The 13,235-nt window shown below is 33.6% G+C and carries 24 protein-coding genes; all 24 read left to right on the top strand.

Annotated features, from left to right (window positions below; genetic code table 11):
- Position 1 precedes the first annotated feature (1 nt).
- The 24 genes from rplP (at position 2) to eno (ending at position 13,202) form a co-directional block, all read left to right on the top strand.
- Positions 2–421: a 50S ribosomal protein L16 gene (rplP, locus tag B8963_RS10900; protein ID WP_084061549.1), complete on the top strand. Its 420-nt coding sequence runs from the start codon at positions 2–4 to the stop codon at positions 419–421.
- A gap of 19 nt (positions 422–440) precedes the next feature.
- Complete coding sequence (rpmC, locus tag B8963_RS10895; protein WP_084061548.1) at positions 441–632, top strand: 50S ribosomal protein L29; 192 nt, start codon at positions 441–443, stop codon at positions 630–632.
- A gap of 13 nt (positions 633–645) precedes the next feature.
- On the top strand, positions 646–903 hold the full coding sequence (rpsQ, locus tag B8963_RS10890) for a 30S ribosomal protein S17 (protein WP_084061547.1): 258 nt from the start codon (positions 646–648) through the stop codon (positions 901–903).
- A 2-nt stretch (positions 904–905) separates the two neighbouring features.
- Positions 906–1,274, top strand: a complete 369-nt coding sequence (gene rplN / locus B8963_RS10885; RefSeq protein WP_084061546.1) for a 50S ribosomal protein L14 — start codon at positions 906–908, stop codon at positions 1,272–1,274.
- A 13-nt stretch (positions 1,275–1,287) separates the two neighbouring features.
- A complete protein-coding gene (gene rplX, locus B8963_RS10880; RefSeq protein WP_084061545.1) occupies positions 1,288–1,602 on the top strand; it encodes a 50S ribosomal protein L24 in 315 nt (104 codons plus the stop codon).
- A 2-nt stretch (positions 1,603–1,604) separates the two neighbouring features.
- On the top strand, positions 1,605–2,156 hold the full coding sequence (gene rplE / locus B8963_RS10875; RefSeq protein ID WP_084061544.1) for a 50S ribosomal protein L5: 552 nt from the start codon (positions 1,605–1,607) through the stop codon (positions 2,154–2,156).
- Between the two features lie 2 nt (positions 2,157–2,158).
- On the top strand, positions 2,159–2,428 hold the full coding sequence (rpsN, locus tag B8963_RS10870) for a 30S ribosomal protein S14 (protein WP_084061543.1): 270 nt from the start codon (positions 2,159–2,161) through the stop codon (positions 2,426–2,428).
- A 67-nt stretch (positions 2,429–2,495) separates the two neighbouring features.
- Entirely contained in the window at positions 2,496–2,894 is a 399-nt protein-coding gene (gene rpsH / locus B8963_RS10865; RefSeq protein ID WP_084061542.1) for a 30S ribosomal protein S8, read from the top strand.
- Between the two features lie 19 nt (positions 2,895–2,913).
- Complete coding sequence (gene rplF / locus B8963_RS10860) at positions 2,914–3,456, top strand: 50S ribosomal protein L6 (RefSeq protein WP_084061541.1); 543 nt, start codon at positions 2,914–2,916, stop codon at positions 3,454–3,456.
- 11 nt (positions 3,457–3,467) lie between these two features.
- A complete protein-coding gene (gene rplR / locus B8963_RS10855; RefSeq protein ID WP_084061540.1) occupies positions 3,468–3,824 on the top strand; it encodes a 50S ribosomal protein L18 in 357 nt (118 codons plus the stop codon).
- A gap of 6 nt (positions 3,825–3,830) precedes the next feature.
- Positions 3,831–4,355 (top strand): 30S ribosomal protein S5, encoded by a 525-nt coding sequence (gene rpsE, locus B8963_RS10850; RefSeq protein WP_084061539.1) that lies wholly within the window; start codon positions 3,831–3,833, stop codon positions 4,353–4,355.
- Positions 4,356–4,367: 12 nt separating this feature from the next.
- Positions 4,368–4,547, top strand: coding sequence for a 50S ribosomal protein L30 (rpmD, locus tag B8963_RS10845; protein WP_084061538.1), 180 nt, complete (start codon positions 4,368–4,370; stop codon positions 4,545–4,547).
- A gap of 12 nt (positions 4,548–4,559) precedes the next feature.
- On the top strand, positions 4,560–5,012 hold the full coding sequence (gene rplO, locus B8963_RS10840) for a 50S ribosomal protein L15 (RefSeq protein ID WP_084061537.1): 453 nt from the start codon (positions 4,560–4,562) through the stop codon (positions 5,010–5,012).
- Positions 5,013–5,022: 10 nt separating this feature from the next.
- Complete coding sequence (gene secY, locus B8963_RS10835; protein ID WP_084061536.1) at positions 5,023–6,363, top strand: preprotein translocase subunit SecY; 1,341 nt, start codon at positions 5,023–5,025, stop codon at positions 6,361–6,363.
- A gap of 3 nt (positions 6,364–6,366) precedes the next feature.
- A complete protein-coding gene (infA, locus tag B8963_RS10830) occupies positions 6,367–6,582 on the top strand; it encodes a translation initiation factor IF-1 (protein ID WP_013549436.1) in 216 nt (71 codons plus the stop codon).
- A 9-nt stretch (positions 6,583–6,591) separates the two neighbouring features.
- On the top strand, positions 6,592–6,708 hold the full coding sequence (gene ykgO / locus B8963_RS10825) for a type B 50S ribosomal protein L36 (RefSeq protein WP_010181906.1): 117 nt from the start codon (positions 6,592–6,594) through the stop codon (positions 6,706–6,708).
- Positions 6,709–6,710: 2 nt separating this feature from the next.
- Positions 6,711–7,085 (top strand): 30S ribosomal protein S13, encoded by a 375-nt coding sequence (gene rpsM / locus B8963_RS10820; protein WP_084061535.1) that lies wholly within the window; start codon positions 6,711–6,713, stop codon positions 7,083–7,085.
- A gap of 107 nt (positions 7,086–7,192) precedes the next feature.
- Positions 7,193–7,585: a 30S ribosomal protein S11 gene (gene rpsK / locus B8963_RS10815; RefSeq protein ID WP_084061534.1), complete on the top strand. Its 393-nt coding sequence runs from the start codon at positions 7,193–7,195 to the stop codon at positions 7,583–7,585.
- A 105-nt stretch (positions 7,586–7,690) separates the two neighbouring features.
- Complete coding sequence (gene rpsD, locus B8963_RS10810) at positions 7,691–8,296, top strand: 30S ribosomal protein S4 (RefSeq protein WP_084061533.1); 606 nt, start codon at positions 7,691–7,693, stop codon at positions 8,294–8,296.
- 18 nt (positions 8,297–8,314) lie between these two features.
- On the top strand, positions 8,315–9,307 hold the full coding sequence (locus B8963_RS10805; protein WP_084061532.1) for a DNA-directed RNA polymerase subunit alpha: 993 nt from the start codon (positions 8,315–8,317) through the stop codon (positions 9,305–9,307).
- A 63-nt stretch (positions 9,308–9,370) separates the two neighbouring features.
- The gene (gene rplQ / locus B8963_RS10800; RefSeq protein ID WP_084061531.1) at positions 9,371–9,874 is read left to right on the top strand and encodes a 50S ribosomal protein L17; all 504 of its coding nucleotides are present in this window, start codon (positions 9,371–9,373) and stop codon (positions 9,872–9,874) included.
- An 88-nt stretch (positions 9,875–9,962) separates the two neighbouring features.
- Positions 9,963–10,631, top strand: coding sequence for a hypothetical protein (locus tag B8963_RS10795; protein ID WP_084061530.1), 669 nt, complete (start codon positions 9,963–9,965; stop codon positions 10,629–10,631).
- 47 nt (positions 10,632–10,678) lie between these two features.
- A complete protein-coding gene (carA, locus tag B8963_RS10790) occupies positions 10,679–11,791 on the top strand; it encodes a glutamine-hydrolyzing carbamoyl-phosphate synthase small subunit (protein ID WP_084061529.1) in 1,113 nt (370 codons plus the stop codon).
- A 118-nt stretch (positions 11,792–11,909) separates the two neighbouring features.
- Positions 11,910–13,202, top strand: coding sequence for a phosphopyruvate hydratase (gene eno / locus B8963_RS10785; RefSeq protein WP_084061528.1), 1,293 nt, complete (start codon positions 11,910–11,912; stop codon positions 13,200–13,202).
- Positions 13,203–13,235: the final 33 nt, after the last annotated feature.

Below are 13,235 nucleotides of genomic sequence, written 5' to 3'. Positions count from 1 at the left end.
AATGTTACAACCAAAAAGAACCAAGTTTCGTAAGACACAGAAGGGTAGAATGAAAGGGATCTCTGGAAGAGGTCACCAACTTTCAAATGGTATGTTCGGTATAAAATCTTTGGAAACGAGTTTTATTACGTCTAGACAAATAGAAGCAGCGCGTATCGCAGCTACTAGATATATGAAAAGAGAGGGGCAAATGTGGATTAAAATATTTCCAGACAAGCCTATTACCAAAAAACCTCTAGAGGTTCGTATGGGTAAAGGTAAAGGTGCTCCTGAATATTTTGTTGCTGTGGTTTTACCTGGTAGAATTATGTTCGAAATCGCTGGGGTATCTCAAGAGATTGCAAAAGAGGCTTTACGTCTTGCGGCACAGAAATTACCTGTAAAAACAAAGTTTATTGTTGCTAGAGATTATTCAGCTTAATTTTTAATTGTAAGGAATTATGAAACAATCAGAAGTAAAGGAATTATCTGTTGAAGAGTTAGGTCTTAAATTGGCTGAAGCGAAGAAGCAACATTCAGATTTGAAAATAGCGCACAGCGTTACACCATTGGAGAATCCTCTTCAAATAAGAAAAGTGAGAAGAACAGTGGCGAGATTAGCGACAGAAATAACTAAAAGGGAAAACCAATAACTGGTTCTGCTTTATGGAAAAAAGAAACTTAAGAAAAGAAAGAATAGGCGTTGTTACTAGCAACAAAATGGAGAAGTCAATTGTGATTTCAGAAGTTAAGCGAGTAAAGCACCCTATGTACGGAAAGTTCGTATTGAGAACTAAAAAATATGTTGCACACGATGAAAAAAACGATTGCAATATTGGGGATACTGTAAGGATAATGGAAACACGTCCTTTAAGTAAAACTAAGTGTTGGAGATTAGTTGAAATCATTGAAAGAGCTAAATAATTATGTTACAGCAAGAATCAAGATTAAAGGTAGCTGATAATACTGGGGCAAAAGAAGTTTTGACCATTAGAGTATTGGGTGGTACAAAAAGAAGATATGCATCTGTAGGGGATAAAATTGTAGTGGCTGTTAAAGAAGCTACTCCAAACGGTACTATTAAAAAAGGTGCTGTATCAACTGCGGTAGTTGTTAGAACAAAAAAGGAAGTAAGAAGACAAGATGGTTCTTATATTCGTTTTGACGATAATGCTTGTGTTCTTTTAAATCCAGCTGGCGAAATGAGAGGAACACGTGTTTTTGGACCGGTGGCAAGAGAACTTCGTGATAAGCAATTCATGAAAATTGTATCATTAGCTCCTGAGGTGCTATAACATTTAGAATCAGATGAAAAAGCTAAAAATAAAAGTAGGAGATATCGTAAGAATCGTTGCTGGAGACCATAGTGGTGTTGAGGGTAAGATTATGAAGATCGATTTCGAAAAGAATAAGGCGATAGTTGAAGGTGCTAATTTAGTATCTAAACATGAAAAGCCTAGTGCTAAAAACCCACAAGGGGGTATCGTAAAGAAAGAGGCGCTTATCCATATTTCAAATTTGGCACTTATTGATGCTAAATCTGGTAGCACTACAAGAGTAGGTTATGAAGTTAGAGATGGCAAAAAAGTGAGAGTCTCTAAAAAATCTAATGAAGTAATATAGTTATGGCTTACGTTACAAGGTTAAAAACAGAATATAACGAGCGTGTTATTGATGCGCTTAAAGAGGAGTTTGGGTATAAGAATGTTATGCAAGTTCCTAAATTGGAGAAAATTGTAGTTAGTAGAGGTGTTGGTGCAGCAGTTGCTGATAAAAAGTTAATTGATCATGCGGTTGAAGAACTTACTAATATCACTGGTCAAAAGGCTATCGCTACAATGTCTAAAAAGGATGTGGCTTCTTTCAAACTTAGAAAGGGAATGCCAATTGGATGTAAAGTAACACTAAGAGGTGATAGAATGTTTGAATTTCTTGATCGTTTAGTTACTAGTGCACTTCCAAGAGTTAGAGATTTTCAAGGCATTAAGGCTACTGGTTTTGATGGTCGTGGTAATTATAACTTAGGTATTACTGAGCAAATTATTTTTCCTGAGATAAATATTGATAAAATCAATAGAATAAACGGAATGGATATTACCTTTGTAACTTCTGCTGAAACAGATAAAGAGGCTAAATCATTATTAACTCAATTGGGATTACCTTTTAAAAAGAATTAAGAATGGCTAAAGAATCAATGAAAGCCCGTGAGGTTAAAAGACAAAAGGCTGTAGAAAAATATGCTGAAAAGAGAAAAGCTTTGAAAGAAGCTGGAGACTATGAAGGCTTACAGAAATTGCCAAGAAATGCAAATCCAATTCGTTTACACAACAGATGTAAATTAACTGGTAGACCAAGAGGTTACATGAGAACTTTTGGTATCTCTAGGGTTACTTTTAGAGAAATGGCTAATGAAGGGTTAATACCTGGAGTTAAAAAGGCAAGCTGGTAAAAAAAGAATATTAACTGGTTTCAGGTTTAGCAATAGTGCTAAAAACCGTTACTGCAATTTAATACATATGGTAACAGATCCAATTTCGGATTATTTAACAAGAATTAGAAATGCTAGTAGAGCTGGACACAGAGTTGTCGAGATTCCTGCTTCTAATTTAAAAAAAGAAATAACTAAAATATTATTCGAACAAGGGTATATTTTAAGTTATAAATTTGAACCAAACAAGGTTCAAGGAACGGTTAAAATAGCTTTGAAGTATGATAAGCTAACTAAAGAACCGGTAATAAAAAAAATTATGCGTATAAGTAAGCCAGGATTACGTAAGTATGCTGGTTCTGCTGATTTACCAAGAGTACTTAACGGATTGGGTATTGCAATTGTTTCAACTTCACATGGAGTAATGACAAGCAAGCAGGCTAAGCTAGAAAAAGTTGGTGGTGAAGTATTATGTTACGTTTATTAATACTATAAAGATTTAAGAAATGTCTAGAATAGGTAATAATCCAGTAGCGATACCTGAAGGGGTAACCGTTGAGATAAAAGAGAATGTAATTACTGTAAAAGGTAAATTGGGTGAATTAACCCAAGAATATAGCGCTGTTGAAATTAAAGTTGAAGATGGTAAAGTTTATGTAACTAGACCTTCGGATTCTAAAGAGCATAAAGCTAAACATGGTTTGTATAGATCATTGGTTAGAAATATGGTTGATGGCGTATCAAAAGGATGGACTAAAGAATTGGAACTTGTAGGGGTAGGTTACCGTGCAAGCAATCAAGGTCAAAAATTAGATTTAGCTTTAGGTTTTTCACATAATATTGTTTTGGATTTAGCTCCAGAAGTGAAAATTGAAACAATATCAGAAAAAGGTAAAAACCCAATAGTTAAATTAACATCTTTCGATAAACAATTAGTTGGACAAGTTGCGGCTAAAATTAGATCTTTCCGTAAGCCAGAACCTTACAAAGGAAAAGGAATTAAGTTTGTTGGAGAACAATTAAGAAGAAAAGCTGGTAAATCAGCATAATAAGTAGAATTATGGGATTATCAAAGACTGAAAGAAGACAACGTATTAAAAGAAGAATACGTAAGGTGTCATTCGGAACTGCTGCAAGACCAAGATTATCGGTTTTCAGAAGTAACAAGGAAATATATGTACAAGTTATAGATGACAACAATGGAGTGACTTTGGTTGCTGCGTCTTCTAGAGATAAAGAAATAGCTAGTGCAAAGGGAACAAAATCTGAGATAGCTAACCTCGTTGGGAAAGCTATCGCTGAAAAAGCAAAAAAGGCAGGTGTTGAAGCTGTTGCTTTTGATAGAGGAGGATGTTTATATCACGGAAGAGTAAAATCATTAGCTGAAGGAGCTAGAGAAGCAGGACTTAAATTCTAATTATATATGTACCAGAAATACAGAAACGTAGAAGTTGTTAAACCAGGAGGTCTTGAATTAAAAGATCGTTTGGTTGGTGTACAAAGAGTAACGAAAGTAACAAAAGGTGGTAGAGCATTTGGTTTTTCTGCTATAGTTGTTGTAGGTGATGAAAATGGAGTAGTTGGTCAAGGTTTAGGAAAATCTAAAGAAGTTGCTACTGCTATTGCTAAGGCAATTGAAGATGCTAAAAAGAATTTAGTTAGAATTCCTTTAAATAAAGGTACTATACCTCACGAACAAAAAGGTAAATTTGGTGGTGCAAGGGTTTATATTCAACCTGCATCTCATGGTACTGGAGTAATTGCTGGTGGTGCTGTTAGAGCGGTACTTGAGGCTGTAGGAGTACATGATGTATTATCTAAATCTCAAGGTTCATCTAACCCACATAATGTTGTTAAAGCTACATTTGATGCGTTATTGCAAATTAGAGATGCTAAAACTGTTGCTATTCAAAGAGGAATTTCTCTTGAGAAAGTGTTTAAGGGATAAATAAAAGGAATTATGGCAAAAATTAAAGTAAAACAAGTTAAGAGTGCTATAAAAAAGCCTCAGATCCAAAAGAGAACTCTTGAGGCGCTTGGTTTAAGAAAATTAGGACAAGTTGTAGAGCATGATAATACTCCAAGTGTATTGGGAATGATTGCTAAAGTTAATCACTTAGTTTCAACTGAGGAAGCTTAAAAATATATAAAGATGAATTTAAATAGTTTAAAACCAGCTGAAGGGGCTACACATCGTGCAGGTAAAGTTGTTGGACGTGGACAAGGTTCAGGAAAAGGTGGTACTGCTACTAGAGGTCATAAAGGTGCTAAATCTAGATCTGGATATTCTAAAAAGATAGGTTTTGAAGGTGGTCAAATGCCATTACAAAGACGTGTTCCTAAGTTTGGTTTTACAAACATTAATAGAAAAGAGTATACAGGAATTAATCTGGATAAATTGCAACTTTTAGTTGATAATGGTATAGTAAAAGATACTGTTTCGTTCGACGTATTAGTTGAAAATAGATTGGCTGGTAAATCTGATTTAGTTAAAATTTTAGGTGGAGGTGAATTAAAAGCATCTTTAAAAATATCAGCACATAAATTTACTGCTACTGCTAAAGCTGCTATTGAGGCTGCGGGTGGCGAAGCAATAAGTTTATAAGAAGTATACTATGAAGAAATTTTTCGAGACATTATCTAATATTTGGAAGATTGAAGAGTTAAAAGGGAGAATCCTTGTAACACTTGGTTTGTTATTAGTTTATAGATTTGGAGCACAAATAGCACTTCCGGGTATTGATACCGCACAATTAGGAGCATTATCTTCAGGTACAGAAAATGGAATATTTGGTATATTAAATGCATTTACAGGTGGAGCTTTTGCTAAGGCATCTGTTTTTGCGTTAGGTATTATGCCATATATATCTGCATCAATTGTTGTTCAATTAATGGGGATAGCAATTCCTTACTTACAGAAACTTCAAAAGGAAGGTGAAAGTGGTAGAAAAACCATTAACCAAATAACAAGATGGTTAACTATTGGTATATGTATACTTCAAGCACCTACTTATTTATTAGGATTAAGTCAGTTTGGAGTTCCAGATAGTGCCTTTTTATTAGGTAAAGGTTTAGATTTTATGGTGCCAGCTGTTATTATTTTAGTAACAGGTACAGTGTTCGCAATGTGGTTAGGTGAGAAGATTACTGATAAGGGAATTGGAAATGGTATTTCACTATTAATTATGGTGGGTATTATTGCAACTTTACCTCAGTCTTTTGCTCAAGAAGCTATTTCTAGATGGAATGGTACTGGTGGTCCAATGTTGGTTTTAATAGAAGTAATTATTTGGTTTGTGGTTATATTGCTTAGTGTATTATTAGTAATGGCTACAAGACAGATACCTGTTCAGTATGCAAGAAGATCTGCTTCTGGAGGTTATGAGAAAGATGCAATGGGAACTAGACAGTATATCCCATTGAAACTTAATGCTTCTGGGGTTATGCCGATAATATTTGCTCAGGCAATTATGTTTGCACCAGGTTTGATTGGTCAGACGTTTAATGAAACGGCATGGGGTCAGTGGTTAGAAGTTCAGTTTCAAGATATATTTGGTTTAGCATATAATTTATTATTTGCATTTTTAATCATTGTGTTTACATACTTCTATACAGCGATTACAGTTCCTACAAATAAAATGGCAGATGATTTAAAAAGAAGTGGCGGTTTTATTCCTGGAATTAGACCAGGTGCGGAAACAGGTGATTTCTTAGATAAAATTATGTCATTAATAACATTACCTGGATCGGTTTTCTTAGCTTTGTTGGCTGTATTGCCGGCAATAGTAGTAAAGCTTATGGATGTTCAGGCAGGATGGGCAATGTTTTATGGAGGTACATCACTATTAATTATGGTAGGTGTTGCTATAGATACAGTACAACAAGTAAATTCTTATTTATTAAACCGTCATTATGATGGCTTAATGAAAACGGGTAAAAATAGAAAAGTAGCATAAGTTATGGCTAAACAATCAGCAATAGAGCAAGATGGTAGCATAATCGAAGCATTATCAAATGCCATGTTTCGTGTAGAGTTAGAAAACGGACATGTTGTTACAGCGCATATTTCTGGTAAAATGCGTATGCATTATATTAAATTATTACCGGGTGATAAGGTGAAATTAGAAATGAGTCCTTATGATCTGAGTAAAGCACGAATTACATATAGATATTAAGATAATAGGATGAAAGTAAGAGCATCATTAAAGAAAAGAAGTGCCGACTGCAAAATTGTTCGCAGAAAAGGTAGATTGTACGTAATAAACAAAAAGAATCCTAGATTTAAACAAAGACAAGGGTAGTTATGGCAAGAATTGCAGGTGTTGATATACCAAAACAGAAAAGAGGGGTAATTGCGCTTACTTATATCTTCGGAATAGGTAATAGTAGAGCTAAAGAAATTTTAGCAAATGCCCAAGTGAGTGAAGATACAAAAGTGTCTGATTGGAATGACGATGAAATTAGTCGTATCCGTGAGGCAGTTGCGGCTTTCACCATAGAAGGTGAGCTTCGTTCTGAAACTCAATTAAACATTAAACGTTTAATGGATATTGGTTGTTACAGAGGTATTCGTCATAGATCTGGTCTTCCTTTAAGAGGACAAAGAACCAAGAATAATTCTAGAACAAGAAAAGGTAAAAGAAAAACAGTTGCTAACAAGAAAAAGGCAACTAAATAATAACTAGACAGTAGTCAATTAGTATTTGGACGTTAGAAGAATCTGCTTGAAATGTAAAAGTCTAGGATTCCAATAACTAAGAACTAACAACTAGAAACTAAAAAAATATGGCAAAGTCAAATACAAAAGTAACAAAGAAACGTAAAGTTATTGTTGAGTCTGTAGGTGAAGCTCACGTTACAGCCTCTTTTAATAATATTATCATTTCTTTGACAAACAAAAAAGGAGACGTTATTTCATGGTCATCGGCTGGAAAAATGGGCTTCAGAGGTTCTAAAAAGAATACACCTTATGCTGCACAAGTAGCATCAGAAGATTGTGCTAAAGTAGCGCATGAAGCTGGTTTGAGAAAGGTGAAAGTTTATGTAAAAGGTCCAGGAAACGGAAGAGAATCTGCGATTAGATCTTTACATAATGCAGGTATAGAAGTAACTGAAATTATCGACGTTACTCCAATGCCACATAACGGATGTAGACCTCCTAAAAGAAGAAGAGTATAATTAATTAATAAATAGTCCACTAAAAAGGATGTTTCACAGAAAGTATTGATACGATTATCGAAGGATAAGCCTTAATTCATAATCATACTTTCAAATAAAAAGAAAATGGCAAGATATACAGGACCAAAAACAAAGATTGCTCGTAAATTTGGCGAAGCAATATTCGGAGATGATAAATCTTTCGAAAAAAGAAATTTCCCTCCAGGGCAACACGGTAATGCAAGACGTCGTGGAAAAAAATCTGAATATGCTGTCCAGTTAATGGAAAAGCAAAAAGCTAAATATACCTATGGTATTTTAGAAAAACAATTCAGAAACATATTTGCTTCAGCAAAAAGAAAAGAAGGTGTTACTGGTGAAATTTTACTTCAATTATGTGAATGTCGTTTAGACAACGTAGTTTACAGAATGGGAATTTCTAACTCTAGAAGTGGAGCGAGACAATTAGTTTCTCACAGACACATTACAGTAAATGGAGAATTGGTTAACATACCTTCTTATACTTTAAAAGCTGGAGATGTTGTAGGGGTTAGAGAAAAATCAAAATCAATTTCATCTATACAAGATTCATTAGCTGCTAGTAGCAGTGTTTATGAATGGATTACCTGGAATACTGCAAAAATGGAAGGTACGTTTGTTTCTGTGCCTGAAAGACTTCAGATTCCTGAGAATATCAAAGAACAATTAATCGTCGAGTTATACTCTAAATAAAACAACACTGATCCAATTATGGCATTATTTAATTTCCAAAAACCCGATAAAGTTATAATGATTGATTCAACAGATTTCGAAGGGAAGTTTGAATTCCGCCCTTTGGAACCTGGTTATGGATTGACTGTTGGGAACGCATTAAGAAGAGTATTGCTTTCGTCTTTGGAAGGTTTTGCTATTACATCGGTAAGAATTGATAAGGTTGAGCATGAATTTTCTGTGATATCTGGAATTGTAGAAGATGTAACAGAAATTATTCTAAACTTAAAGCAAGTTCGTTTTAAAAGACAAATCGAAGATGTAGATACAGAAACTGTTTCTGTTTCAGTAAGTGGTAAAAATCAACTTACAGCTGGAGATTTTCAAAAATTTATCTCTGGTTTTCAAGTATTAAATCCTGATTTAGTTATCTGTAATATGGATGCTAAAGTTAATTTCAATATGGAATTAGTAATTGAAAAAGGAAGAGGTTACGTACCTGCTGAAGAAAATAAAAAGTCTGGCGCTCCATTGGGTACGATCGCAATCGATTCTATTTTTACACCAATAAAAAACGTAAAATATAGTATAGAGAACTTTCGTGTAGAGCAAAAAACAGATTACGAAAAGTTAGTTTTCGAAATAGAATCTGATGGTTCTATTACACCAAAGGATGCTTTAACGGAAGGTGCTAAAGTTTTGATTCACCACTTTATGTTATTCTCAGATGAGCGTATAACATTAGAAGCTGATGAAATTGCACAGACTGAAACTTACGATGAAGAATCATTGCATATGCGTCAGTTATTAAAAACAAAATTAGTGGATATGGACCTTTCTGTTCGTGCTCTAAATTGTTTGAAAGCTGCTGAAGTTGATACTCTTGGAGATTTAGTTTCTTTTAATAAAAATGATTTAATGAAGTTTAGAAACTTTGGTAAAAAGTCATTAACAGAATTAGAAGAGCTAGTAATCAACAAAGGTTTAAGCTTTGGAATGGATTTGTCAAAATATAAATTAGATAAGGATTAAATAATCATATTTTGCTCCCGCGTTACGAACGTGGTTTGGTAGCAAGATGATAATAAAAAAATAATGAGACACGGTAAAAAAGTTAATCATTTAGGTAGAAAAAAAGCGCATAGAACTGCAATGCTTGCAAATATGGCTTGTTCCCTAATTGAGCACAAAAGAATAAATACTACTGTTGCAAAAGCGAAAGCTTTAAAGCAATTTATTGAGCCATTGATTACTAAATCAAAAGCTGAGAATAATCAGACTGCTGATAAAGGAACTCATAACAGACGTATTGTCTTTAAAAATCTTAGAGATAAATATGCTGTAACAGAATTGTTTGGCCAAGTTGCTGAAAAGGTTGCTGATCGTCCAGGTGGTTACACAAGAATTATTAAGCTTGGAACTCGTTTAGGAGATAATGCTGATATGGCAATGATAGAGTTGGTAGATTTTAACGAATTATACAACGCATCAAAAACACCAGCGAAGAAAACTACTAGAAGAAGTAGAGCAAAAAAATCTGATGCACCAGTTGCTGAGACAAATAAAGAAACTGCACAACCAGAAAGTTCAGAGGAATAGAATGGAAGTAGTTTTAAAATATAAGAAAAAGGATAAGTTGAAAAACTTATCCTTTTTTTTTACCTAATTTTAAACATAATTTGAAAGTATGAGAAATTTAATGGTATTATTTACATGTTTTATCACACTTCATAGTGTGTCACAGTCCTTTGTAAGGTCAAGTTCTCTTTCTGAAGGTGGTGGAGGTGGTGGAACCATTTCTGCATTTATTTCCCCAACTAATGGAGTTGATATGAGTAAAATATATTTATTTGATTCATGGAGTAATAATGCTATCTTAACTCTTATTGGTAGTAAAAATTCAATTGAATTAGATAATATAAATTTCAATACTTCCGAATCTAAATTTGCGACAAAAATGTCTAATGATTCAGTTTTTACTTTTTATAATTTAAAAAAAGTTAGCATAAATAATAAGACTTATATTAATTATAATGACACTTTTTTTTTGGAATTAGTTTCTTTGGAAAAACACGGTGACGTTTTGCAAGAGTTTTATCTAAAAGAGGAAAAGGCCAAAGTACACGCCACAACTAATACAATTTTAGAACCTAAAAAAGTTTTTATTGATAGTAAGTTTTATTTGAAAAGTTTGAATAATGAGCTTATTGAGTTTAAATTGAATAAAAAATCAATATTAAATCTCATAGATGAAAGTAAAAGAACTAAAGTAAATACTTACGTTAAAGATAACAGGTTGAAATACAATAATATAGTGGATGTTAAGAAAGTATTTACTTTTTACAATACTATTTAAATAATTAAACTAAGCGATAATTTTATATAAACAATTCAATAACAGAGATGAAATATCAAACTAGAAAGAAAGCCCTTATTTTATTAGCAGACGGAACTATTTTTTACGGAAAGGCAGTTGGTGACAAAGATGGCACCGCCTTTGGAGAAGTATGTTTCAATACAGGTATGACTGGTTATCAAGAGATTTTCACCGATCCATCTTATTTTGGACAGCTAATGGTAACAACCAATGCGCATATTGGTAACTATGGCACAAATAAAGAAGAAATTGAATCAGACTCCGTAAAAATTTCAGGTCTAATTTGTAAAAATTTTAGTTATAATTTTTCAAGATCAATTGCTGATTTAAGTTTAGAAGATTTTCTAGATAAAAACAATTTATTTGCAATTTCTGATGTAGATACTCGAGCGCTAGTAAGCTATATTCGAGACAATGGAGCAATGAATGCTGTGATTTCTACAGATGTTGATAATATTGAAGAGTTAAAAAAGAAATTAAAAATTGTTCCAAGCATGGAAGGTTTGGAATTAGCTTCACAAGTTTCCACCAAAGAACCCTATTATTATGGAGATGTTAATGCACCAATTAAAATTTCTGCTTTAGATATCGGTATCAAAAAGAATATATTGCGAAATCTTGCTAAAAGAGGTGCTTACATAAAAGTATATCCCTATAATTCTACATTCAAAGAAATGCAAGATTTTAATCCGGATGGGTACTTCATTTCTAACGGTCCAGGAGATCCAGAGCCATTAAAAGATGCTATTGCCACGGCTAAAGATATTATTAAGGCAGATGAACCGCTTTTTGGCATCTGTTTAGGGCATCAGGTAATAGCACTAGCAAATGGTATTTCTACTTATAAAATGCATAATGGGCATAGAGGAATTAATCATCCTGTTATAAATTTAATTTCTGGAAAGGGAGAAATAACTTCTCAAAATCACGGATTTGCAATTAATAGAAAAGAGACAGAAGAACATCCTGAAATTGAAATAACGCATGTTCATTTAAATGATAAAACTGTTGCTGGTATTCGAATGAAGAATAAGAACGTTTTTTCTGTACAATATCACCCAGAAGCAAGTCCTGGACCTCATGATGCAGACTATCTTTTTGACGATTTTTTCAAAATGATACAAACTAAAGTAAACTAAAACGTTATAGTTAAAATAATGCATATTTGTCACAGTTTTTCAGGGTTTGTAGCGATTTTCTAACAGCTTACTTTTGTATATTTGCTGTGTTTCAATATCAAAAATCAAATAAAAATATATGAGTATTATAATTAGCATTCATGCAAGACAAATTTTAGATTCAAGAGGTAATCCTACGGTAGAAGTTGATGTGGTTACTGAGAATGGTGTAATGGGTAGAGCTGCAGTTCCATCTGGAGCATCGACTGGAGAACATGAAGCGGTTGAACTTCGAGATGGAGGAAAGGCTTTTATGGGCAAAGGAGTAACAAAAGCAGTGGCTAATGTTAATACCGATATTGCTGAAGAAATAATTGGAATGTCTGTGTTCGAACAAAACTTAATTGATCAAACAATGATCGAATTAGACGGTACGCCAAATAAATCTAAATTAGGTGCTAACGCAATTCTTGGAGTTTCTTTAGCTGTCGCAAAAGCTGCGGCAGAAGAATTAGGTATGCCTTTATATCGTTATGTAGGTGGTGTTAGTGCAAATACATTGCCAGTTCCTATGATGAATATAATTAATGGTGGTTCGCATTCTGATGCACCAATCGCTTTTCAAGAATTTATGATTATGCCTGTAAAAGCAAAATCGTTTTCTCATGCAATGCAGATGGGTACTGAAATATTCCACAATTTAAAAAAGGTATTACATGATAGAGGGTTAAGCACAGCTGTTGGTGATGAAGGTGGTTTTGCTCCAAATTTAGCTGGGGGTACTGAAGATGCATTAGATACTATTGCAAAAGCAGTAGATAAGGCTGGTTATAAATTAGGTGATGATGTTATGATTGCTTTAGATTGTGCCGCTGCTGAGTTTTATGTAAATGGAAAATACGATTACACCAAATTTGAGGGTGATAAAGGTGTTGTAAGAACTTCTGAAGAACAGGCGCAATATTTGGCTGATTTGGCAGGTAAGTATCCAATTATCTCTATCGAAGATGGTATGGATGAAAATGATTGGGATGGATGGAAATCGTTAACTGATAAAGTTGGAAATAAAGTTCAATTAGTTGGTGATGATTTATTTGTTACTAACGTAGAACGTTTGTCTAAAGGTATTGAGAAAGGTATTGCAAATTCTATCTTGATTAAAGTAAACCAAATAGGTACATTATCAGAAACTATTGCTGCAGTTAACATGGCTAAAAATGCTGGTTATACCTCAGTAATGTCTCACCGTTCAGGAGAAACAGAAGATAATACTATTGCTGACCTTGCTGTAGCATTGAATACAGGGCAAATAAAAACAGGTTCGGCTTCTAGATCTGATAGAATGGCTAAATATAACCAACTATTAAGAATTGAAGAAGAACTTGGTAGCATGGCTTATTATCCTCAGGAAAAAGCATTTAAAATAAAGTAATTTATAATTTACTTAAAAAGCCTTTCTTTTAAA

Source organism: Cellulophaga tyrosinoxydans (genome assembly GCF_900176415.1).
Classification (GTDB): Bacteria; Bacteroidota; Bacteroidia; order Flavobacteriales; family Flavobacteriaceae; genus Cellulophaga; species Cellulophaga tyrosinoxydans.
Note: the sequence above shows the minus strand (reverse complement) of the source record. Positions and strands in the feature narration are given on the sequence as shown.

Coding starts and splice junctions, on each gene's coding strand:
- rplP (WP_084061549.1), top strand. CDS start 2: ATGTTACAACCAAAAAGAACCAAGTTTCGTAAGACACAGAAGGGTAGA.
- rpmC (WP_084061548.1), top strand. CDS start 441: ATGAAACAATCAGAAGTAAAGGAATTATCTGTTGAAGAGTTAGGTCTT.
- rpsQ (WP_084061547.1), top strand. CDS start 646: ATGGAAAAAAGAAACTTAAGAAAAGAAAGAATAGGCGTTGTTACTAGC.
- rplN (WP_084061546.1), top strand. CDS start 906: ATGTTACAGCAAGAATCAAGATTAAAGGTAGCTGATAATACTGGGGCA.
- rplX (WP_084061545.1), top strand. CDS start 1,288: ATGAAAAAGCTAAAAATAAAAGTAGGAGATATCGTAAGAATCGTTGCT.
- rplE (WP_084061544.1), top strand. CDS start 1,605: ATGGCTTACGTTACAAGGTTAAAAACAGAATATAACGAGCGTGTTATT.
- rpsN (WP_084061543.1), top strand. CDS start 2,159: ATGGCTAAAGAATCAATGAAAGCCCGTGAGGTTAAAAGACAAAAGGCT.
- rpsH (WP_084061542.1), top strand. CDS start 2,496: ATGGTAACAGATCCAATTTCGGATTATTTAACAAGAATTAGAAATGCT.
- rplF (WP_084061541.1), top strand. CDS start 2,914: ATGTCTAGAATAGGTAATAATCCAGTAGCGATACCTGAAGGGGTAACC.
- rplR (WP_084061540.1), top strand. CDS start 3,468: ATGGGATTATCAAAGACTGAAAGAAGACAACGTATTAAAAGAAGAATA.
- rpsE (WP_084061539.1), top strand. CDS start 3,831: ATGTACCAGAAATACAGAAACGTAGAAGTTGTTAAACCAGGAGGTCTT.
- rpmD (WP_084061538.1), top strand. CDS start 4,368: ATGGCAAAAATTAAAGTAAAACAAGTTAAGAGTGCTATAAAAAAGCCT.
- rplO (WP_084061537.1), top strand. CDS start 4,560: ATGAATTTAAATAGTTTAAAACCAGCTGAAGGGGCTACACATCGTGCA.
- secY (WP_084061536.1), top strand. CDS start 5,023: ATGAAGAAATTTTTCGAGACATTATCTAATATTTGGAAGATTGAAGAG.
- infA (WP_013549436.1), top strand. CDS start 6,367: ATGGCTAAACAATCAGCAATAGAGCAAGATGGTAGCATAATCGAAGCA.
- ykgO (WP_010181906.1), top strand. CDS start 6,592: ATGAAAGTAAGAGCATCATTAAAGAAAAGAAGTGCCGACTGCAAAATT.
- rpsM (WP_084061535.1), top strand. CDS start 6,711: ATGGCAAGAATTGCAGGTGTTGATATACCAAAACAGAAAAGAGGGGTA.
- rpsK (WP_084061534.1), top strand. CDS start 7,193: ATGGCAAAGTCAAATACAAAAGTAACAAAGAAACGTAAAGTTATTGTT.
- rpsD (WP_084061533.1), top strand. CDS start 7,691: ATGGCAAGATATACAGGACCAAAAACAAAGATTGCTCGTAAATTTGGC.
- B8963_RS10805 (WP_084061532.1), top strand. CDS start 8,315: ATGGCATTATTTAATTTCCAAAAACCCGATAAAGTTATAATGATTGAT.
- rplQ (WP_084061531.1), top strand. CDS start 9,371: ATGAGACACGGTAAAAAAGTTAATCATTTAGGTAGAAAAAAAGCGCAT.
- B8963_RS10795 (WP_084061530.1), top strand. CDS start 9,963: ATGAGAAATTTAATGGTATTATTTACATGTTTTATCACACTTCATAGT.
- carA (WP_084061529.1), top strand. CDS start 10,679: ATGAAATATCAAACTAGAAAGAAAGCCCTTATTTTATTAGCAGACGGA.
- eno (WP_084061528.1), top strand. CDS start 11,910: ATGAGTATTATAATTAGCATTCATGCAAGACAAATTTTAGATTCAAGA.